Raw genomic sequence first — 22,032 nt, 5'->3', positions numbered from 1 at the left:
AACTTTAATTTTTATAAGATTAAGAAGGAATTGAAGTGGTAGACGAAATAAATTCCGCTCGTGATGATGCTGAGCGAGATCAGCTTCCAGATGGTTCTATGGAACCACAGAGCCCTCAGGAAGCAGATAATACTGATTATGGCTTAATGAAGGGTGCTCGCGTAAAGAACATGGATTTGCAGCAGGAAATGCGCGAATCTTATTTAGCTTACGCATTATCTGTTATTGTTGAGCGTGCTTTACCAGATGTTCGTGATGGTTTAAAACCTGTTCACCGTCGTGTTATTTATGCAATGTATGATGGAGGATACAGGCCTGATCGCGGATATAACAAGTGTTCTCGCGTTGTCGGTGATGTTATGGGTAAGTATCACCCTCATGGTGATTCTGCTATCTATGACACTTTAGTGCGTATGGCTCAGTCTTGGTCAATGCGCTATATGCTTGTTGATGGTCAAGGAAACTTTGGTTCTCCTGGTGATGATCCTGCAGCAGCAATGCGTTATACGGAATGTCGTATGGCACCGTTGGCTATGGAAATGGTACGAGATATCGATAAAGATACCGTTGATTTCCTGCCAAATTATGATGGTAAAACTCAAGAGCCTACGGTTTTGCCAGCTCGTTTCCCGAATCTTTTAGTTAATGGTTCTGCTGGTATTGCTGTTGGTATGGCAACCAATATTCCACCTCATAATATGCGTGAAGTGGCTGATGGTGTGCACTGGGCGTTGGATCATCCTGATGCAAGCAAAGAAGAACTTCTTGAAGCTTTAATTCAGCGAATTAAAGGACCTGATTTCCCTACTGGAGCAACAATCTTAGGTCACAAGGGAATTGAGCAAGCGTACCGCACAGGTCGCGGCTTAATTACAATGCGAGCAGTAGTTAATACTGAGGAAATTAAGGGACGCATGTGCTTGGTTGTTACCGAGCTTCCATACCAAGTTAATCCTGATCGCTTAGCTGCTTCCATTCGTGAAGCTGTACGAGATGGCAAAATTCAAGGTATTGCAGATATGCGCGACGAAACGTCTGGTCGTACTGGTCAGCGTTTGGTTCTTGTTCTTAAGCGTGATGCTGTTCCAAAAGTTGTTTTAAATAATTTGTATAAGCATTCGCAATTGCAGCAAACTTTCGGCGCAAATATGCTTGCTTTGGTTGATGGCGTTCCTAGAACTTTGAGTTTGGATGCGTTTATTCGTCATTGGGTAACTCATCAGCTTGAAGTAATTGATAGGCGTACACGTTACTTAAAGCGTGAAGCTGAAGAGCGAGATCATATTTTGCAAGGCTATTTGAAAGCTTTGGATATGATTGATGAAGTTGTGGCTTTAATTCGTTCATCTAAAGATGTTGAAACTGCTCGTACTGGTTTAATGAATTTGCTTGATGTTGATGAAGTTCAAGCGGATGCCATTCTTGCAATGCAACTTCGTAGACTTGCAGCTTTGGAACGTCAGAAGATTCTCGACGAGCATGAAGATTTGATGATTAAAATTGCTGATTACAACGATATTTTGGCAAGCCCAGAACGTCAGCGCAAAATTGTTGGCGATGAACTTGATGAAATTGTTGCAAAATATGGTGATGATCGCAGAACTAAGATTCTTCCATTCTCTGGTGAAATGAATGTTGAAGATCTTATTGCTGAAGAAAACGTTGTTGTAACAGTAACTCGCGCAGGTTATATTAAGCGTACTAAAGCAGACGAGTATCGTGCTCAACACCGCGGTGGTAAAGGTATTAAGGGTGCAAAGCTTCGTGAAGATGATGTAGTTGATCACTTCTTCTTAACTTCTACACACAATTGGTTGCTCTTCTTTACTAATCGTGGTCGAGTTTATCGTCTGAAAGCCTACGAACTTCCAGAAGGATCTCGCGATTCTAAAGGTCAGCATGTTGCTAATTTGTTGCAATTTACTCCTGGAGAAACAATTCAAGCAGTGTTATCAATTCCAAATTACGATGTTGCTAAATACTTGGTATTGGCAACTCGTTCCGGGAAAGTTAAGAAAACTGCATTGCAAGAGTATGATTCTCCACGTCAAGGCGGTTTGATTGCTGTACGTTTGATGGCAAATGAAGAAACAGGTGAACCTGTCGACGAGCTTATTGGTGCAGCTTTGTGCAATTCAGAAGATGACATTATTCTTGTTTCTAAGCTTGGAATGAGTTTGAAGTTTAGAGCAGATGATGAACAACTTCGACCAATGGGTCGTCAGACTGCCGGCGTTCAGGGTATGAGATTCCGTGAAGGTGACGAATTACTCGATATGGACGTTGTTGCGGCAGAAACTAGTAAAGATCTTCTTGTTGTTACTAATGAAGGTTTTGCTAAGCGAACTGCTATTGAAGAGTATCGTTTGCAAGGAAGAAACGGCTACGGTGTTAAAGCTGTTCAACTTGCAGAGGGTCGTGGTTCATTAGTTGGAGCTTTGATTGTTGAAGAAACAGATCAAGTAATGGCAATTATGAAGTCCGGTAAGGTAATTCGTTCTGACGTTAATGAAGTGAAGCGCACTGGTAGAACAACTCAAGGCGTAACCTTAGCTAAGCCGGATAAAGGCGATGAAATTATTTCTATTGCCCGTAATGAAGAAACGGATGACGAAGAAAATCAATTAGAAGAAAAAGAAGCTACTTCAGAAAATGAGGAAGCTTAAGAAACTTCTTATGTGGAATAATATTAATAATATTATTCCACAAAAATTTGAGAGTACTAATAAAAACTGTTCTAGTCTGTTTTTATTGGTACTCTCATTGGTATAATGACACTGATTATAGGCAAATTAATAAGAGAAGGAACACTGAGATGAGCGAAAATTTTGAGCCATCGCAAAATCCGATGAATATGAATGAGGAATCTGCAAGATTTTTGTCTAATGACACAGAATTATCTGCAGAAAAAATGGTTCCTTCTAAGGAAGTTAATTATTCAAGTGAAGAAAATAATTTTGATGAAATATCTGGTAATTCTTCTTTAGGAAATATTGTTAAAAATTCATCATCTTCTGGACGTGTTAGTGGTAGTTCCAATACGTATCGTCGTACAATTGGTGGTGCTGCTTCATCTATTTCCAATAAATCAAATGCAACAAAATCGGGACGTGTTCCGCGTGCTCGTCGTATGAGTCTTTCTTTAGTAAGAGTAGATGCATGGTCTGTAGCAAAAGTAACATTCCTTTTAAGCGTTGCAGGAGGAATTATTCAAGTTATTGCTGCAGGTTTAGTGTGGTTGTTCTTGAATATGATTGGTGTATTTGATCAAGTAACGCAGATTGTTTCTTCTACTGGTTTGGATAGTAACGGTTTTAATCTTGCAGATGTGTTCTCACTCCCAACAGTATTAAGTACTGTGACTATTTTTTCAATTGTAGAAATAATTATAATAACCGTATTATCTGCAATAATTGCTCTTCTATATAACGTTGTTGGTTCATTAGTTGGAGGAATTCACATTACTTTAGGTGACGACTGATAGTGTGAATAATTTAGCTTTGGATAATAAAATTCCCACTGTTTACTACGAAGCAGTGGGAATTTTTTATAAGAAAAATAAGAAATTAACGTTTTACTAGTTCGTCACGAATATCTTGTAACAGTTGAATAGTTTTTTCTTCACGCTCTTTTCTTTTTTCTTCTTCAGTTTTTTCATGTTCAATTTGCAACAAATCTGCACCAATTTCACGCAATTTATTAATAGGTAAAACAATGCAGAAATAAACTGCTGTAGCAACAATAAGGAAATTCAATAATGCTCCAATTACTGCGCCAAAAGAAATTGTTGCACCATTCATACTAATAGTTAGAACACCATTAAGTTCTGGCTTTCCACAAATCATTGCAATAAGAGGATTAATAATATAATTAACTATCGTTGTTACTACTGCAGTTACTGCACTACCCATAACAACACCGACAGCCATGTCGATTACGCTGCCTCGTAAAATAAATTTTTTAAATCCTTTTATCATTAGTATTTTCTTCCTTTTATATATTATTGAATATTAGATTGTGAGTTAAAATCTAATATTTGTTCTTCGTAAGTAGATTTGTCATTATTTCTGTTGTCAATATATAAATTATGTCGCTGGAACGAGCGCAAAATTGTAACAGAAAGTAGTGGATATATAATTGCTGCAGCTAATACATCCGTAGGGAAATGAGCAGCGACAATAATACGTGAAACAGCAACTATAACAACAAGAATTGCGCTAAAAAGTAATCCAAATTGAATTGATGATGGTTTATTGATGTAAAGAATCAACATTGCCATAACGCAAACTGCTACAGCTGCTGAAGTGTGTCCACTTGGGAAACTTGGATCAGTTGGTAATTTAATATTCAAACCAATGTGGGGACGCGGACGATTTACAGCAAATTTAACTGCAAAAATGTAAATCATAGGAAGAAGCGAAATTAAAAGTTGAATTATTGTCATCTTCCAATTTTTATTTACAAATAATGAAAGCACTGCTAATAAAACGAGTATTGCTATGCAACCCTTAGTTGAAAAAACTAAAGCTAATATTTTTGAAATACTGAGAATTACAGAGGGAACACTCTTGTGGAACCAGGAGACTATGGATGATTCATAAGTGCGCTCTTTACTCGTAACTAATAGTGCTTTTCCTAAGAACGGAATAACAACTGCGAGTAATAGTGTAAAAATAGTAGCGGAATTTCTAGTGAAAACCGATAATCCGCTGTGATTACTGTTATTTTTCTGCATCATACTTGTTAAGATTACACGCACAATGATGTAAATGCACGTTGGAGAGTACGAAATAATATGTATAAAAAAGAAAATATATTAGAAGAAAAGCGTGTGGTAGTTGAACACCGTACCCGGTGACGAGTACTATGATGAACAGATAGAAAGGGTTTACCATGAGCGTGTTTGACCGATTTGAGAAGAGCGTGGAAGGTGCAATGAACAGCGTCTTCGCAAAATTCGGCTCCAAAGATTTGCAGCCAGTCGATTTTTCGAGTGCTTTGGAACGTGAAATTGACGCTGAAGCCATGCCTATTGGCAGAGATCACACAGTTGCTCCAAATGAGTACCGTTTTAAGCTGAGTACGCCTGATTTTGATCATATTGAACAATGGGGTAGTGAAGCATTAGCTAATGAGCTTGCAGATAATCTTACTCAATATGCTAAGAGTCAGCATTATGCTTTCGTAGGACCTGTAGTTGTTATTTTTGAAGAGGATTTGGAATTAACTAAAGGTAATTTCCATTTGACATCTGAATCTGTTCAGGGTAATGCTGTTCCTGTTACTACTGAGGATCAATCGCAGAATCACCCGATGCTTGAAATTAATGGTAACCAGTACTTGCTTACAAAGGATCGTACTATTTTAGGACGTGGGTCTGGTTGCGATATTGTAATAGATGATCCAGGTATTTCTCGTCATCATCTTGGTATTGATATAACTCCTGACGGTGTTATTGCTCGTGATCTTGGATCTACGAATGGTACATATGTAGAAGGTCATCAGGTTCCTGCAGCAACATTGGTTGATGGCAACACTATTACTATTGGTCGTACGCGTATTCTTTATTGGGCATCGTCTCAAGACCAGGAGTAATAAGTATTTCCAAGCTAGGAGACGATAACGCGCATGATGTTTACTGAATTAACGTTTGCAATACTTAAGTATGGCTTTTTAGTCTTACTTTGGATTTTTGTATGGTGCGCTATCCGTTCGCTTCGCTGCGATATTGAAGTATTTAGTCCTAAAAAATCTCGTTTTTGGAAGAAAAGTTCTCGTCGTAATTCTCGTGAAGCAAAGTTTTCACAAGTTATGCAAGTGCGTGAGACGCCAGTATTTGCCAAAGCAGAAAATCAAGAAAATACATCCGGTTCTCCAACTTTGTTAGTTGTTATTGATGGACCTTTGGCAGGATCTTCATTCCCATTGAACGCTGCTGGTGTGACTCTTGGTCGTGCTGCTTCTAATACAGTCGTATTAAATGATGAATTTGTATCTTCACACCATGCTCGTGTTTATTTTAATCAATCAGTTAATTCTTGGGTTCTTGAAGATTTAGGCAGCACAAATGGAACCATGATTGGTCATAATCGTGTTACTGAGCCTGTTATATTAGCTCCGCGTACTTCTGTGCGAATCGGCGCAACAATGTTTGAATTGAGGTAACAAATGAAACAAATCAATTCAAATAACGAAGAAGAAATTCAGACCGCAGTTACTGGGCAAATAGAAAAAATATCATCTATAACAGATAAAAATGATATTAAAGAAAATCGCGCAAATTCTGTAGAAAAAATACTTTTTATGTATGCTACGGCTGTCAGTGATGTTGGAACTGTTCGTAGTAATAATCAAGATTCTGCATTTGCTGGTGAACATTTAGCTGCAATTTGCGACGGAATGGGTGGTCATGCTGGAGGAGATACAGCTTCTACTATAGCGATTCGTTCTCTTGCACATATTGAACAAGATTCAAGACCGCATGATGTTAAAACTGTTTCTTCAATGATGGAAACATCGATTATGGCTGCTCATGATGCGATTGTTGGTAAAGCTAAGCGTGAGCGCCGTCTTGCTGGAATGGGAACGACAGTTACTGCAGTAACTCTTGTAAGAGGATACTGGGTTCTGGCTCATTTAGGTGATTCTAGAGCGTATCTACTAAGAGATAATCATCTTATGCGCATGACTACTGATCATAGTTATGTTCAGCATTTGATTGATACAGGTCATATTACGCCTGAAGAAGCGCGAAATCATCCTCAACGAAATGTTGTTATGCGAGTACTAGGTGATTTTGATATAGATCCTCGTCCTGATATTGCTTTGCGTTCAGCTCATCCTTCTGATCGTTGGCTTCTTTGCTCTGATGGATTGTGTGGAGTTCTTGAAGATTCAACTATTCAAGATGTGATGAGTAGTATTTCTAATCAAGAAGAATGCGCTCAAAAATTAGTATCTATGGCACTTCGTGCTGGTAGTACAGATAATGTTACAGCCGTTATTGCAGATGCAACGCTTGCACTTGATGCTGATGCATTTGATCTTCCGCATCAAACTCCACTTATTGGAGGAGCTGCAAGTAAGGATCTCGAGTCAATTGCAGATATCGTAAATAAAGCAGTAGCTTCAGCACCGGCATTGCGCGAAGATAAGAATTCACCAGCTCAAAGAGCAGCTGCGCTAGCTCAAGATGATGATAATTCTAAAAATCCAGATGAAGGAACAATATCTATTACAAGAATTGTGCAACCTTCACACATTCGTGAAGAAGTTGGAGAATTACATACACCTGACACTAATGAGATCCCTATAGTCAAAAAAAAGAATGGTAAAGTTTCAACAGATCCTCATGATCCAGATGTTGCTCGTGCTGTTAAACATGAGCAGGATGAGGCACATCGTGCTCATTCATTGAGGCGTAGATGGACTCGCATAGGCATATCTTTGGGAATATTACTAGTATTATTTGTTATTTCTGGAGTAGGCTACGGAGTATATGCGTGGACTCAAACGCAATATTATATTGGAAAAGACAGTAACAAAGTTGTTATTTATCAAGGAGTGCCAACAAATATTTTTGGTATTGCATTATCTCACAAAGTGGAATCTACTGACATCCCTGTTAATAAACTAGATAAATCTTGGCAGGATCAATTAAAAGAAGGTATTAGTTTTGGTAGCTTAGTTGAGGCTCGTGGTCATGCTTCGTTAATTCGTCGAGAAATGCGTGCGCGAGAACAAGAAAAACTTAATGAACAGAATCAAAAGAAATTAGAAAATAAAATAAATAAAAATAAAGATAACGCGAAGCAAGGGGGTAAAACCTCATGAATATGATTGCTACGCGTATCAGACAGATAGCATTGTTGCTTTTTGCAACATTGCTTTCTGGCATGGCATTTTTACAGATGTTTTTCCGTATTGACGGTTATATTTCTGCTAATTATGCAGCAATGTTGATTCTCGTTATGGCACTGTTTTTCGTATTTTGGGGTGTTCTTCTTGTTAAACAGCCATATGCAAGTCAAGCTATTTTACCTTGTATTATGCTTTTAACTGCAATTGGAACAGTTCTTATAGCTAGAATCGATAGGCAAAATAATACAAATGTTGCAATAAAACAAATGGTGTGGATTTGTGCAGCATTAGTATTATCAATTATTTTCGTTATTCTTTTGAAAGATTATCGCATTTTAAGGCGTTTTTCTTATGTGAATATGGTTATAGGCTTGATTCTTTTGCTTTCACCTATGGTTCCTGGATTAGGTAAAGAAATTGGTGGAGCGAGAATTTGGATAGGTTTTGGAGATCACACAGTGCAACCAGGAGAGTTTGCTAAGCTTTTCCTGTCATTCTTCTTTGCTGCGTACCTGTTTAATCATCGTGATCGACTTGCTGTAGGTGGAAATAAGGTTTTGGGAGTTCACCTTCCTCGCTTACAAGACATGGGACCTATTGCTTTAGTATGGGCAGCATCAATGGGTGTGCTTGTTATCCAGCATGATCTTGGAACGTCATTGATGTTCTTCGCAATGTTTGTGTCAATGTTGTATGTGGCAACAGGTCGCAGAGGATGGATTGCTGTTGGGGGTATTGCTTTTGTAGCTGGATGCTTGATGGCAGTAAAGTTATTCGCACATGTGCAATATCGTGTGGATTCGTGGCTTCATCCATTTGATAATGCGGTTTATAATCGTTTCCCTGGTGGCTCAGCGCAAATTGTATCTGGATTGTTTGGTTTGGCTGCTGGAGGAACAACCGGAACAGGTTTAGGACAAGGTCATCCTTCTATAACACCGCTAGCTAATTCTGATTTTATTTATGCTTCTGTTGGTGAAGAGCTTGGTCTTACTGGGCTTCTAGCCGTATTGGTTTTGTATTTAATTATTATTGCATCCGGAATGATTACTGCAATGAAAATTAAAGATGGCTTTGGAAAATTATTAGCTTCAGGGCTTGTTTTTACTATGGCTTTCCAAGTGTTTACTGTTGTTGGTGGAATTACTTTGGTTATTCCATTAACCGGTTTAACTTTGCCGTATATGGCAGCTGGAGGTTCTTCTTTAGTAGCAAATTATTTGCTTGCATCTTTGCTTATTGTTATTTCTCACGCTGCAAATAAACCTGAACCTGCTCCTGTTTCCGATACTTTCCAATACGCTGCCTTAGCAGCGTTGCGCGAGCGTGAATTGCAAGAGCGAGCTAATACGAATACAAATAATAGTGAATATAACAATACAGATTATGAAAATAATATAGATGCTTCTGCTGTTATTTCCTCTTCAGAAAGAGGTGATAACAATGAATAAAAGTCTTAGAGAACTTTTTACTGCAGTATTGGTACTTTTTGTAATACTTGGTATTTCAAGTACAATTATTACTTCTATTAAAGCGAATGCTCTAAATTCTGATCCTCGAAATCGCAGAGCTTTATACCATGAGTTTGGCGCTCCACGTGGAGCAATACTTACATCAGATGGCACAGTTATAGTGAAATCTGAACCATCTAAAGATGCTTTTGTGTATCAACGTCAGTATTCTAACGGATTAGTATATGCTCCAGTTACTGGATATTTTTCTATTAGCCAGCGTGCAGATAGAGGAATTGAAGCTTCTCGTAATAGTTTATTAAGTGGAGAATCAGATGCTCTGTTCTGGCAAAGATTCCGTTCATTATTTACTGGAGCAACTAATCGCGGAGCTTCTATAGAAACATCAATTGATTCACGTTTGCAAAATCTTGCTTACAATCTTCTTAAAGGCAAAGACGCAGCTTTAGTTGCAATTGAGCCAAAAACCGGAAGAATTCGCGCTATGGTAAGCACTCCAAGTTATGATCCGAATGATCTTGCTCTTCACAATATTAATGAAGTAAATAAATCGTATGAGAGAATAACATCAGATGTGTCAAATCCTATGCTGAATCGTGCTGTTTCTGAGCTTTATGCTCCTGGCTCTACGTTCAAAACTGTTGTTGCAGCAGCAGCATTAGAATCTGGAAAATACAAGCCTGATACGAAAATACCTGCTGGTGCGAGCTATGTTTTGCCTGGAACCAAGACGTCTCTTACAAATGTCACTTACCAAGCGAATGGCGTTGATGGAAAAATATCTTTTGAGGATGCTTTAGCATATTCGTCTAATACTGCTTTTGCTCAATTGGGTAATTCTTTAGGATCTGACGTAATTGTAAAGCAGGCAAGAAAGTTTGGATTCTTCGATTCGCTGCCTATTGATGGTTCTGATTCTACTGGATTCCCAATACGATCCGTGAAATCTACTTTTTCTATTAAGCCAACTCCAGATAGACTAGCTCTGGAATCAATAGGTCAAGGTGATGCTAAGGTTACACCTTTGCAAAACGCTATGATTGCGGCAGCTATTGCAAATAATGGAACATTGATGAAGCCTACTCTTGTTGATTGTGTAAGATCTAGCGATTTGTCAGTATTGTCACAAACTAGACCAACCGTTATGAACCAAGTAATGAGTAGTGACAGTGCATCTAAATTAACTTCTATGATGCAGGCTGTTGTTACAAAAGAAAATCCTAATCTTGCTTTACCTAATATTCATGTTGCGGCTAAAACAGGTACTGCACAGATTGGAATGTATAATCAAGCTGCTAATGGTTGGGTTATTGGATTTGCTCCTGCTGAAAATCCTAGAATAGCTATAGCGGTTATAGTACATAACACAAGTACATTTGGTAGTTACGCGGCAGGACCTATTATGCGACAAGTGATGGAGGAGGCGCTTAAACAATGAAACTCGTTGAAGGACAGTTAGTTCATCATCGTTATAGACTTGATCGCCGCCTTGCTCAAGGCGGTATGGGAGAAGTTTGGAAAGGCTTTGATATTCAACTTGGGCGAATTGTTGCCATTAAGGCGTTACGTACAGATACCGTAAACGTTGAAGCAAAATTACGTCGTCTTCGTGCTGAAGCGCATAATTCAGCAAATTTAGCGCATCCTAATATTGCAGCATTATTTGACTATTATGAGCACGATGGTATTGGATTCCTAATTATGGAATATGTGCCAAGTAAATCATTGGCAGATTTGTATCATAAAGAAAAAATAATTGATCCTACCAAGTTACTTCCTATTCTTATTCAAACAGCTCGAGGACTTTTTGTAGCTCATTCTCATGGCGTAATTCATCGCGATGTAAAACCTGCAAATATTATGGTTTCTGATACTGGCAATGTGAAAATCACAGATTTTGGTGTGTCATATTCCAGTGACCAAGAACAGATCACTCAAGATGGCATGGTAGTTGGAACAGCTCAATATATTTCTCCAGAACAAGCACAAGGTGAACAAGCTACTGCACAATCTGATATTTATTCGTTAGGTGTTGTGGCATATGAAGGTTTGTGCGGACATCGTCCATTTACTGGAGCAACGCCGGTAGATATTGCTGCTGCACATGTTAATGATCCTGTACCACCTTTGCCAGAAAATGTTGATTTGCAATTACAACAGTTTATTATGTCTATGCTTGCAAAGAATCCAAAAGATCGTCCAAAAGATGCATTAGTTGTGTCGAAAGTATTATCTCGTATTGAGCGCAGACTGCTAGATCAAGAAACAGCCTTCAACAATACAACAGGAGTACTTTCTACAAATTTGCGACAACGAAGATGTATTAAAAGTATGCCGCAAAACCAAGTAAATATTATTAATATTTTTAATATCAATGATCGCAAGGAGCAGCAATGAATACCACAATGCCCACCTCATTAGCGAATGGTCGATACGAATTAGGGGAGCTTATTGGCCGCGGCGGCATGGCGGAAGTGCGTGTTGCTGTTGATAAGCGCTTAGGTCGTACAGTTGCTGTGAAAATCATGCGTTCCGATTTAGCGAACGATGAGATTTTCCTTTCGCGATTCCGCAGGGAAGCGCATGCCATTGCGCAGATGAACAATCCTAATATTGTGAATATTTATGATTCTGGAGAAGAATCTGTTATAGCAGAAAATGGCTTAGAAGAGCGTTTACCGTATCTTGTAATGGAATACATTAAAGGTAAAACATTACGCGATATTCTAAAAATGAATGGAGCTTTAAGTCAGAGAGACGCTGAACAAGTTATGCTTGGCGTGCTCAATGCTTTAGAGTACTCACACAGAATGGGTATTATTCACCGCGATATTAAGCCTGGAAATATTATGATTTCCGAGCAGGGCATGGTGAAGGTAATGGACTTCGGCATTGCTCGTGCTCTTGACGATTCTGCAACAACTATGACACAGTCTCAAGGTGTTGTTGGAACAGCACAATATTTGTCTCCAGAGCAGGCTCGTGGTGAACAAGTAGATATGCGCTCTGATTTGTATTCTGCAGGATGTGTGCTGTATGAAATGCTAACTGGACGTCCTCCTTTTATTGGAGATTCAGCTGTTGCCATCGCATATCAGCATGTTTCAGAAGTGGCGACACCTCTTAGCACACTTGTTCCAGGCATGCCTGCTATGTGGGACAAGATTTGTGCTAAAGCAATGGCAAAAGATAGACAAAATAGATATGCCACAGCATCAGAGTTTAAGAATGACATTCTAGCGTTTATGAACGGTGGAGTGCCTGTTGCAGCAGCGTTTAACCCATTGACTGATTTAGCTAATATGAAGGCGCGTAAACAGGCTGAACAGGATGCTGCAACTATGGCTATGGGCATGACAGATGGTGCTGCAACTCAATCGTTCAATCCTATTACTGGTCAAGTTGAATCTGCAAATATTGCATTTTCTCCTAGCACGCGCGCGTCACAAAGAGCAACAATGCAAGCGCAACGTCGTAAACGAGTAGTAATCGGATCTATAGTTGGAGTATTAGTAACAGTATTAGTTCTTCTGGGTGTGCTGTTTATGCTCAATCGAAGTCGTGCTACTGGAGATGTTGTAGTTCCAACATTTATGGAGACAACAACGCAGGATGCTGCTCGTGAAAAGTTGCGTGCACTTGGTTTGGTTCCAGATATTCGTGAAGATGATCATTCTTCTCAACCTGAGGGAACTTTTACTAAGCAATCACCGCGTGGAGGTGAGCATGTTGCTTCTGGATCCAAGGTGACTGTATGGTTCTCGGTTGGACCACAATCAACTCGCGTGCCAGATGTAAGTGGTAAAACGCAAGAAGCTGCTCGTAAAATGCTTGAGCGTGCTGGGTTTAAGATTGCTAATGTTCGAGTAGAAGATAGTGCAGATATTAAGAAAGATCATGTAACTCGCACAGATCCTGACGCAGATTCGTTTGCTGATAAGGGTACGTTAATTACTTTATATATTGCATCCGGTTTAACTAAAATTCCTGACGGTCTTGTTGGTCAAAGCAAAGACATTGTGGTTAGCCAATTAGAGAATTTTGGTTTTACTACGGATGTAGTTAAGGAAGATTCAGATAATGTGCCTGAAGGTTCTGTAACTCGACTAAATCCGTCGTCTGGTTCCTCTGTTAAACCACACAGCTCTATTACTGTGTATGTTTCTCAAGGTGCTTCGAAAGTTGAAGTTCCTAGTATAGATCTTGGTACTGTTACCTTCAAACAGGCGAAGAAAATACTTGAAGCAAAAGGTTTGAGAGTAGTATCTGATTCAATGGCAAAAGATGACGATATAGTCATGAGCATGTCTGAGGAAGCAGGAAGCAAGGTTGAGAAGGGCAAAGCGATTACATTAGTTACACGTCCAAGCCTTGGTTCTTCATCTGATTCAGACTGATTTAGATTTGTATTAGATTAAGTCTGTAAAAAATAATGTATATGCTGCTTGTTCTACAAGAAAAGTAGAACAAGCAGCATTTTTGTATCTCTAATGTTTGTATCTCTAATAAAATTCGTATATTACTTATAAAAATTGATGCGTGAAAATAGATCTGCATAAATAGACTTATATTAGGTTGCAAAGTATGTGATAAAACGAAAAAATAGCTGTTTAAGATATGTTTGTTTATTTAGACATAGTTTTACAGCAATGCGTTATTTTATGTGTTTCTATAGGCTTTTATTTTATTAATATAAACAAAAGGCGACTGCGCTTCATACGCAATCGCCTTAAATGTTTTTATTTTGTAAGTTTTAAAGCAATCGTAAGAATATTTAAAACTTACTACTTAACCCGTTATCATACAGTTGTTGAGTAATTAGACATCTGCTGAAGGAATGGAATTGTAGATGCGCCCCAAGGGAAAATCCACTGGAATAATGCTAATACAATGAAGAAATAAATCAGAATCGAAAGAATCCAACGAATCGCTGTAATACCTGGTTGTATGCGCAAAAGACCGCCAAAAATGCTTGCATCAGGCTTTTTCTTTAATCCAGAATGAATAGCGCGAAGTTCTGGCCATTGCCAAGCAATTGCTCCTGCTACGAAAATCATCATATACACTAATAAAACAACCACCATAACTGGCACTAGTGAAGAAAGACGAGAAACTAGAGATTGTTGCTCATTGTTAATAAACTTCACTTTTCCTTGCTCATCAATAGTAGAAAGTTCTTTTGGAATGCCATCGCTAATCTTTGCCCAATAAGCGAATTTTGCGTAGCTAATCCAGCGATGAGTTGCAGCAGTATACTTAGGTTCGCACGTTGTAAGAGTAAGCATACGTTTTGTTGGTTTCTCACCAGGATGATCAGGATTTGCATCAATAACTTCACCGTGATCTGGTGTAACAATCTTGTAAGAAGTGTACTTATAGACGAACCAATAATCCTTTGTACGAACTACTATTGCGTCGCCAGGCTTCAGTAAGTCTACATCTCCCAATGGCTGACCATAACCATTTCGGTGACCTGCTACTGCAAAATTACCTATTGCACCAGGCATTTGTGTGGTTGGATAATGACCTAAACCACGCTTGCTTAAGATGTCTGGCGTAATGCCTTCTACAACATTTCGTTCCCACTGATTTCCAAAACGTGGTATGTATAAACGAGCTACAAGGTCTTCAGACTTTGGTTTGCTTAAAGCAGGTGGGTCAGTATTCTGTGGTAAAGCAATCTTCGTTTTATCACCAGTTTTTGGGTTTTGCCAAGATATTGCTTGACGTGCCTCTACTTGAGTGTGCTCAGCCTGCTCTCCAGTCCACCACATTTGCCATGCAATGTACAATGCGCAAATAACTGCAAAAGCTATCAACAGTTCGCCAATAATTCCAGCGGCTTGCCACCAGAAATTCGAGCTGCTACGCTTCGTTTTTCCTTCCTGCATATTAGCAGATTGCATAGTGTGCTACTCCTTTATTGATGTATGAAGACTTTGCAACATATTTTATTTGTTTAGCACTTTAGGAACTGTTGCGTACCTTAATGGTTGCAACAAAGCCGATGCTTCAGGGAATCGCAGATTATTCTTTTTCTCCACTTTCCATCCTAATCCAAACGAACTTACATACTCCTTGTAGGTGTGTATGGCTGGTGAATTGTTTAGAGCATCAACCATGCTATCCATTGGACCAATAGCAGATATTTTATACGGTGGCGAGTACTGATGACCTTGCAACATAAGAACGTTACCAATACAAACAACTGCGGAGTTAAATAATACTCGCTGATCCTGAATAGTTATTGCTTCTGCTCCGCCGCGCCACAAAGCATTTACTACAGCTTCAATATCTTGCTGGTGGATTACGTAATCATTAATGGTTCCGGATGTTCCGGAACCATTAACTGCGCCTTTCCATAGAGGAGAGTCGTTAAGAGTTACAACAATTCCAGGTCCTTCAAGTTTTGGAAGTACGGTACTACTTCCAGTATCAGAAGATTCTTTTCCTTCACTAGTGCTGCTACCAAGCGTTTTATTAAGTAAATTAATTTTAGAATCTAAAGATTTTATATCTTCTCGTAAATTTTTTGTGCGCTGTGAATTTCTTTCAACCATTTGACTCGTATTAGAAGTCACAAAAGCAGAGCGGTTTACGCGCAAGTTAAGAACGAATAAATAGCCGGTAAGAAATACTGCAACGGCAACAGCAAAACTGCTTAACAGCGAGTGTTGAGCACGATGTTTCCCAGTTCTCTTAGCCATATTTTATCTTCATCCTTCACGCGTTCGAGTGTAACCACTATTATAGCGTGTAGCCGATTGATTGGAGAGTTACAGTTATGGCTGATGAAGAATTGCACACGACTGCAGCTGACGACGCTGCAAAGAAGAGCGATACGTCAAATGAGAATACTTATGGCGTTCCTATGGACGAAGTTGAAGCAGTGTTGAATGCTACTGCGGATAAAGCAGCGCTTTCTCCACAGATTCAGCAAATGATGCAGAGACAAGCTGAAAATAGGCGACGTGTCGAAGAAAGCATTAAAGGCACAAAAGCTAATGCTGCATGGTTTGTGCCGCTGTTCTGCACATTAATGGTCGTTGGATTAATTTGGGCTGTTGTTTATTATTTGAACCCTGTGCTTCCAATTCCTGGAATTGGTGCATGGAATTTAGTTATTGCATTAGTAATAGTAATGACTGGATTCATTATGACAATGTGGTGGCGTTAGTCTGTAAAACAAACTGCTTAATATGTTTTAAAAGTAGTTATGCAAATATTGCGTAGCTACTTTTTATTTTGTTGCTGCTGCGGCGCGAATAAGTATATGATTTTTATTGCTATCAGTTGTTGCAATAATTCTTGTATTTCCGCCATCTTGTAAGTTTAATTTTTTGCGCAATGCTTCTACAGGTATTGGAAAGTTACGAGTAACAATATTTGCATGAGTAATATCAGCAAAAGTTTGTTTTATTTCTCGTTTATTCATGCTGCATATATTTTCAATTTTCCATGTCTTTCCTGGAAATTCTGAGTAGTATTCTTCCGATACGTAAACATGACTATTCGCACTGATTTGTTGTATATTGTATTGAGTTTCTAACAATGAAAAACAGCCAGCTTTCATGATTGCTGCATTTGGCTCATAAACGTATTGCGACCATTCTTGCCAGTTATTTATATCTAAAATTTTATCTTTTTTATTATTTTCTTCTCTATTATTTAAAACATTTGACCCAGGCTGTATTGATACCTGATTTGTTGAAGTATTGTAAGTTGCTTGTACAACAGTTATCTGATCATCGTTTGCGCAATATACTGGTACTTTTGTGTGCTGAGAGTTGCTGAGTATTATCAATAGTTCCTTGCACTCGTTACTATGTGCGACTATATGTACGGCTTCTACATTGCCACTAAAATCGCTAACTGTTTTGTGCCAATCAAGCATTGGAGAAAGTTTAATAATCACTATTTCTGCTTTAGTGAGCAATTGATTTTTAAGATCTAATACGTTTGGAGTGCAATCTTCAATAGCGTATGTGCGAGATCCTTGTTTGTTACGACGAGCTGGATCGACGTATATTATCGTTGACTTAGGAATATTTTTGAGTGCATCAAGGCTATTGTTGTTGTAGCATTTTACGTTTGTAATACCAAGTGCATTCATATTGTGATGTGCAATGCTAGAAAGTTCGTTTTGCTGTTCAATACAAATAGCAGAATCGAAAACTTCAGACATTATTGCGCAATCAACGCCAAAGCCGCCAGTAAGATCCACAAGTGTGCTACTAAAATTTTCTGAATTTAATTTGTTGAGTAATTCTTTTGCAACATTTGCTTTGTATTGTGCTGTTGATTGAGAAGAACACTGTTCCATAGAAATATGCGCAGGGTATATAACTTCGTTGCAGGAAGCCCATTTCGGTAGTTTTTGTTGCGCAATCTGTCTACCTGCTATTTGGTTAATTGCAAAAGGTATGTCGATATTTGCGTTGCGTGGTGCTTTAAGAGCAGCTTTGCTTGGTGACAATTGTGCGTTTTCTTTAATAAAAGTGAGTGTAGAAGCGTTTGCTGGTTCGATTGTTTTTGGAACTTGAAGTGTAGGCATGAATCTCATTCCTTGTTGAGGTGTAGAAAATTTTAGAGCAAGTAAAGGTTAAAATTATGTAGTCGATAGTTTAGTCCACAAAAAACTTAAATTGTGGATAACTCTTATACACTTGTGCACAGGTTTGAAAAAGGCAAGTTGTCAACGTTTGTGATTAACTATGTGGATAACTTATATAGTTGTCACCAATTTAGGCACAACTTATACACAATCCTGTGCACATTGGTGGAAAACTACACACGTGTAATTTAACAAATTATGCCTTCAAACAAAACATTGCACAAGCAGTGAGAATAGCAAATAGTGATACAAAATATACTAAGAAACGCGTATTAAACGAAGCTTTTTTAAGTAGCGGATTTTGTACTCCGAGCAATGCTGCAATTGCAGTACCTGAAATTAAGCCTCCAACGTGTGATTGCCAAGCGATATTAGGTACAATAATTGGCATAGCGAGAGTAATAGCAATCCAAATAATTGTTCCTCGCATGTTTTCTCCTAGTCGCCATTGTGCTACGAGAAGTGCACCTATAAGCCCCATAATAGCTCCCGAAGCACCGTATGAAGCAACGAACCAATTATTAGTGAGTTTGCACCATACGATATCAGCTACGCTTCCGCCAAAGCCGGATATTAAATACAATCCAAAAAACTTCCATTTACCGAAGAATCGTTCTAATTCAACTCCGAGCGACCAAAGACATAGCATATTGAAGAAAATATGGGTTAAATTTGGTGCGTGAACAAACATTGATGTGAACCAAGTCCAAGGTGTTTGTAACGCAGTAATTGGAAGAAACGCAGTATAGCTTATTAGAGTCGAATAATAATTTGGATATGCAAAGTTTAGTACCATTTCCAATATCCAAATAAAAATGCATGAATATACTAAAATGGCTGTGGTTGTGTTAAAACGAAGTCTTATATTATTTAAAATATTTTTAATATCAAAGTTGTGCATATGCTTATGATATCGGTTTTACTTCACAAATTTAATCAATAACATTATTTAAAAAAGATGCAACTCTGAAGAAAAGCAACTATGATAGTTATTACGCGACAAAAAGCGGTATAGATTGTTGACTTGGACGAGCAGGTCAGCTTAACCGGAAAGGAGCCATCATGGAGAACAGATCCTCTGGCGGTTGGAAGTTCTTTGCACTGCTCTTCGGAGCACTGCTCGCAGGTATTGCTGCGTTGTATGTGTACAAGCAGCATAATCCTGATTATGACCCTTGGGAGGAACCATGGGAGAACAGTTCTTCGCCAATTGACCTAGGGTTAGAAAAAGAAGAGAAAGAAGCTAACGATACTCCTGCCGCTGAGGCATAAGTGACATTTGCTTTATACAGTCCAAAATAAAGGCGATTGCGTATATTCGTAGTCGCCTTTATTTGTAATTACTAAAGAATTGTTGCAAACAAAAGCGTTTGTCTTACATGCAATTTAACTAAAATCTACACAAAAAGGCGGAAACTGATTAACAGCCTCCGCCTTTTATTTTCTATGTATTGCTATTGGAGAATACTCAATTACTCAGCAACAGGTGTTGGAAGAGCACCAGTGTGCCAAATGCGATCGAGGTAATCTTCGATAGAGCGGTCAGAAGAGAAGTAACCAGAGTTGGCTACGTTCAAGACTGCCATGCGAGCCCACTTCATTGGATCGCGGTAAGTTTCCTCAATCTGAGCCTGAATATCCATATAAGAGCTGAAGTCAGCCATTGCCATGAAGTAATCATGGGTAAGCCAATCGTTAACGAGTGGCTCATACACGCTCTTGTCGCCGTTGGAGAAGGTGCCGTCAGCAACCATATCCACAGCAGTCTTCAAGCGAGGATCAGATTCATAGCACTTACGGGAGCCGCCGTGATCATAGCCTTCAGCGTAGAGCTTCTCAACCTCGTCAACGGTCATGCCGAAGAGGAAGAAGTTCTCAGCACCAACGCGCTCGCGAATCTCAACATTTGCACCATCGAGAGTACCAACAGTCAAAGCACCGTTCAAAGCAAACTTCATGTTACCGGTACCAGAAGCTTCCTTACCAGCCTGAGAAATCTGCTCATCCAAATCGGTGGCAGGAATCAAGTTCATAGCCAACTCGATGTTGTAGTTTGGTGGGAAGAACACTGCAAGCTTGCCCTTGCATGCTGGGTCGTTATTCACCACGCGAGCAACATTGTTAATGAGCTGAATGGTGAGCTTTGCCATAGCATAGCCTGGAGCAGACTTAGCGCCGAAGAACACGGTGCGTGGAAGCATCTTGTCTACGTCGATTGTGCCATTCTTGATTCCAGCGTATGTGGAGATAACCTGGAGGATCTTCATGGACTGGCGCTTGTACTCGTGCAAACGCTTAACAATGGTGTTGAACATTGTGTCTGGGTTGATCTCAAAGCCATACTTCTGCTTTGCAAAATCAACGAAGGCAAGCTTGTTCTGCTTCTTAACTTCAGCAAACTTCTTAACGAACGCCTTGTCGTCAGCCAATGGCTTCAAGCCTTCAAGAAGCTCCAAATTACCCTGCCATGCGTCTGTGCCCAAGCCCTCAGTAATAAGAGCAGACATGCGTGGGTTGCTCAAGCGCACGAAACGACGAGGAGTTACGCCGTTAGTAACGTTCTTGAACTTATCTGGGTAAACGCTGGAGAAGTCCTTCAAAGTGACATCCTTCAACAACTCAGAGTGAAGTTCAGCAACACCGTTAACGTAAGAACCGCCGTAGGTAGCCAAGTAAGCCATGCGAACTACAGCACCTTCGCCATTTTCGTCAGCGTCGGTAGCGATGCGCATGCGCTCAACCTGATCCTCAGCAACGCCCTTACCGCGAAGCTCGTTGCGGAACTGCTCGCTAATGCCCTGAATGATTTCAAGGTGGCGTGGCAACAGTTCGCCAATAAGCTTGGCTGGCCAAACTTCCAAAGCTTCTGGAAGCAAGGTGTGGCAAGTGTAGTTGAAGGTCTTGGTGGTGATACCCCAAGCGGTGTTCCAATCGTAGCCGTACTCGTCCATAAGAACGCGCATAAGCTCTGGAATGCCGATAACTGGGTGAGTGTCGTTCAACTGGAAGTTAATCTTGCTTGGGAAGGTAGTGAGATCCGGCTTATCCTGACCTGGGTAGAATACGCGGATTGCATCATGGATAGAAGCAGCTACGAAGAAGTACTGCTGCTCAAGACGCAAAGCCTTACCTTCTGGAGTGGAATCTTCTGGGTAAAGAATCTTAGAAATGTTTTCTGCTGCAACCTGTGGCTTTACAGCATCCAAGTACTCGGACTTGTTGAAGGTGAGCAAATCAAACTCATCGTAAGACTTAGCGGTCCACAAACGAAGAGTATTTACGCGACCAGAATTATAACCTGGAACCATGTAGTCAACTGGTACTGCGCGAACAGACCAAGCTGGCTTCCAAACGCGCTTGCCGTTTTCCTCTACAACTTCACCACCGAAGTTGACGCGCTGGTCACGACCATAATCAATGTGACCCCATGGCTCTTCGTTGCTAAGCCAGTAATCAGGGGTTTCAACCTGCTTACCTTCTTCATCAAAGCGCTGCTTGAAGATGCCGTAACGATACTGGATGCCGTAGCCAAATGCTGGAACGCCAATAGAGGCGAGTGAATCGATGAAGCAGGCTGCGAGACGACCCAAACCGCCATTACCTAAACCTGGCTCATACTCAGCATTGATAACTGCCTTTGGATCGAAGCCAAGCTTAGTAACAGCCTTATTGAATTGGTCAGTAAGACCAGCGTTCAACAAAGCGTTCTCAAGCTGCTTACCCATCAAGAACTCTGCGCTCAAATAGCCCACAGCCTTGGTGTTGCCATTAACCATGTCATGCTGAGTCTGCATCCAAGAGTCCATCAAGTGACGACGAACTGCGGTAGCAGCGGCAACATACACATCTGCCGTAGTGGCCTGCTCTGGCGTTACACCCTGGGTGTACTTGAGGTGCTCTTGAAGTTCTTTGGCAAATGCCGTCGCAGTAGTTTTGGCTTTCGGCGCGACGTGTTTAGTCATATTTGACTCCTTGTGCCGTTTGATATATTTCCTAAAAGTGTGCAGCCTAAAACTTTGTGTTTAGACAATTAAACCATCACCATTTTGCAGATAACCTTTGCAGATAACTACAAGAGGCATGTGA

The 22,032-nt window shown here is 39.8% G+C and carries 18 protein-coding genes; 11 read left to right on the top strand and 7 right to left on the bottom strand.

All coding sequences use genetic code 11. The features are described from left to right. Positions 1 to 35: 35 nt before the first annotated feature. Positions 36 to 2,666, top strand: coding sequence for a DNA gyrase subunit A (gene gyrA / locus HXT44_RS07010; RefSeq protein ID WP_103013749.1), 2,631 nt, complete (start codon positions 36 to 38; stop codon positions 2,664 to 2,666). A gap of 245 nt (positions 2,667 to 2,911) precedes the next feature. After that, a complete protein-coding gene (locus HXT44_RS07005) occupies positions 2,912 to 3,481 on the top strand; it encodes a DUF3566 domain-containing protein (protein ID WP_369827461.1) in 570 nt (189 codons plus the stop codon). An 85-nt stretch (positions 3,482 to 3,566) separates the two neighbouring features. Here the strand turns inward: HXT44_RS07005 and mscL are convergent, their stop codons facing one another. After that, positions 3,567 to 3,977, bottom strand: coding sequence for a large conductance mechanosensitive channel protein MscL (mscL, locus tag HXT44_RS07000; protein WP_004106097.1), 411 nt, complete (start codon positions 3,975 to 3,977; stop codon positions 3,567 to 3,569). A 23-nt stretch (positions 3,978 to 4,000) separates the two neighbouring features. Next, on the bottom strand, positions 4,001 to 4,738 hold the full coding sequence (locus tag HXT44_RS06995; RefSeq protein ID WP_004109555.1) for a phosphatase PAP2 family protein: 738 nt from the start codon (positions 4,736 to 4,738) through the stop codon (positions 4,001 to 4,003). Positions 4,739 to 4,893: 155 nt separating this feature from the next. Here HXT44_RS06995 and HXT44_RS06990 point away from each other — a divergent pair, with 155 nt between their 5' ends. From HXT44_RS06990 to pknB, 7 genes are read left to right on the top strand one after another with little or no spacing between them, the layout of a single operon-like run. Then, positions 4,894 to 5,595, top strand: coding sequence for an FhaA domain-containing protein (locus HXT44_RS06990; RefSeq protein WP_012913694.1), 702 nt, complete (start codon positions 4,894 to 4,896; stop codon positions 5,593 to 5,595). 33 nt (positions 5,596 to 5,628) lie between these two features. Continuing rightward, complete coding sequence (locus tag HXT44_RS06985) at positions 5,629 to 6,165, top strand: FHA domain-containing protein FhaB/FipA (RefSeq protein ID WP_004109549.1); 537 nt, start codon at positions 5,629 to 5,631, stop codon at positions 6,163 to 6,165. Between the two features lie 3 nt (positions 6,166 to 6,168). Then, positions 6,169 to 7,833: a protein phosphatase 2C domain-containing protein gene (locus HXT44_RS06980; RefSeq protein ID WP_004109546.1), complete on the top strand. Its 1,665-nt coding sequence runs from the start codon at positions 6,169 to 6,171 to the stop codon at positions 7,831 to 7,833. Beyond that, the gene (locus HXT44_RS06975; RefSeq protein WP_004109544.1) at positions 7,830 to 9,311 is read left to right on the top strand and encodes an FtsW/RodA/SpoVE family cell cycle protein; all 1,482 of its coding nucleotides are present in this window, start codon (positions 7,830 to 7,832) and stop codon (positions 9,309 to 9,311) included. The genes HXT44_RS06980 and HXT44_RS06975 overlap by 4 nt, the downstream gene beginning before the upstream one ends. Further along, positions 9,304 to 10,770, top strand: coding sequence for a peptidoglycan D,D-transpeptidase FtsI family protein (locus HXT44_RS06970; protein ID WP_004109541.1), 1,467 nt, complete (start codon positions 9,304 to 9,306; stop codon positions 10,768 to 10,770). The genes HXT44_RS06975 and HXT44_RS06970 overlap by 8 nt, the downstream gene beginning before the upstream one ends. After that, positions 10,767 to 11,729 carry a serine/threonine-protein kinase gene (locus HXT44_RS06965; protein WP_116431998.1) on the top strand — a complete coding sequence of 321 codons (963 nt, stop codon included), beginning with the start codon at positions 10,767 to 10,769 and terminating at the stop codon, positions 11,727 to 11,729. Before HXT44_RS06970 ends, HXT44_RS06965 begins: the two co-directional genes overlap by 4 nt. Then, positions 11,726 to 13,729, top strand: coding sequence for a Stk1 family PASTA domain-containing Ser/Thr kinase (gene pknB / locus HXT44_RS06960; RefSeq protein WP_076002513.1), 2,004 nt, complete (start codon positions 11,726 to 11,728; stop codon positions 13,727 to 13,729). Before HXT44_RS06965 ends, pknB begins: the two co-directional genes overlap by 4 nt. Before the next feature lie 402 nt (positions 13,730 to 14,131). Here the strand turns inward: pknB and HXT44_RS06955 are convergent, their stop codons facing one another. Both HXT44_RS06955 and HXT44_RS06950 read right to left on the bottom strand, forming a co-directional pair. Next, positions 14,132 to 15,238, bottom strand: coding sequence for a class E sortase (locus HXT44_RS06955; RefSeq protein WP_004109532.1), 1,107 nt, complete (start codon positions 15,236 to 15,238; stop codon positions 14,132 to 14,134). A 45-nt stretch (positions 15,239 to 15,283) separates the two neighbouring features. Continuing rightward, positions 15,284 to 16,039 carry a DUF881 domain-containing protein gene (locus HXT44_RS06950; protein WP_004109529.1) on the bottom strand — a complete coding sequence of 252 codons (756 nt, stop codon included), beginning with the start codon at positions 16,037 to 16,039 and terminating at the stop codon, positions 15,284 to 15,286. 77 nt (positions 16,040 to 16,116) lie between these two features. On the opposite strand from HXT44_RS06950, the gene crgA reads away from it, so the two are divergent. Continuing rightward, complete coding sequence (gene crgA, locus HXT44_RS06945; RefSeq protein WP_004109527.1) at positions 16,117 to 16,509, top strand: cell division protein CrgA; 393 nt, start codon at positions 16,117 to 16,119, stop codon at positions 16,507 to 16,509. 63 nt (positions 16,510 to 16,572) lie between these two features. On the opposite strand, the gene HXT44_RS06940 is transcribed toward crgA, so the two are convergent. After that, positions 16,573 to 17,886 (bottom strand): THUMP-like domain-containing protein, encoded by a 1,314-nt coding sequence (locus HXT44_RS06940; RefSeq protein WP_119522349.1) that lies wholly within the window; start codon positions 17,884 to 17,886, stop codon positions 16,573 to 16,575. 256 nt (positions 17,887 to 18,142) lie between these two features. Then, positions 18,143 to 18,847, bottom strand: coding sequence for a rhomboid family intramembrane serine protease (locus HXT44_RS06935; protein ID WP_004106124.1), 705 nt, complete (start codon positions 18,845 to 18,847; stop codon positions 18,143 to 18,145). A 161-nt stretch (positions 18,848 to 19,008) separates the two neighbouring features. Between HXT44_RS06935 and HXT44_RS06930 the strand changes: the two genes are divergently transcribed. Next, positions 19,009 to 19,218 (top strand): hypothetical protein, encoded by a 210-nt coding sequence (locus HXT44_RS06930; protein WP_004106126.1) that lies wholly within the window; start codon positions 19,009 to 19,011, stop codon positions 19,216 to 19,218. Positions 19,219 to 19,418: 200 nt separating this feature from the next. Here the strand turns inward: HXT44_RS06930 and HXT44_RS06925 are convergent, their stop codons facing one another. Beyond that, positions 19,419 to 21,908 carry a glycogen/starch/alpha-glucan phosphorylase gene (locus HXT44_RS06925; RefSeq protein WP_421782867.1) on the bottom strand — a complete coding sequence of 830 codons (2,490 nt, stop codon included), beginning with the start codon at positions 21,906 to 21,908 and terminating at the stop codon, positions 19,419 to 19,421. Positions 21,909 to 22,032: the final 124 nt, after the last annotated feature.

Source organism: Gardnerella sp. DNF01198P (assembly GCF_049244165.1).
Taxonomy (GTDB): domain Bacteria; phylum Actinomycetota; class Actinomycetes; order Actinomycetales; family Bifidobacteriaceae; genus Bifidobacterium; species Bifidobacterium swidsinskii.
Note: the sequence above shows the minus strand (reverse complement) of the source record. Positions and strands in the feature narration are given on the sequence as shown.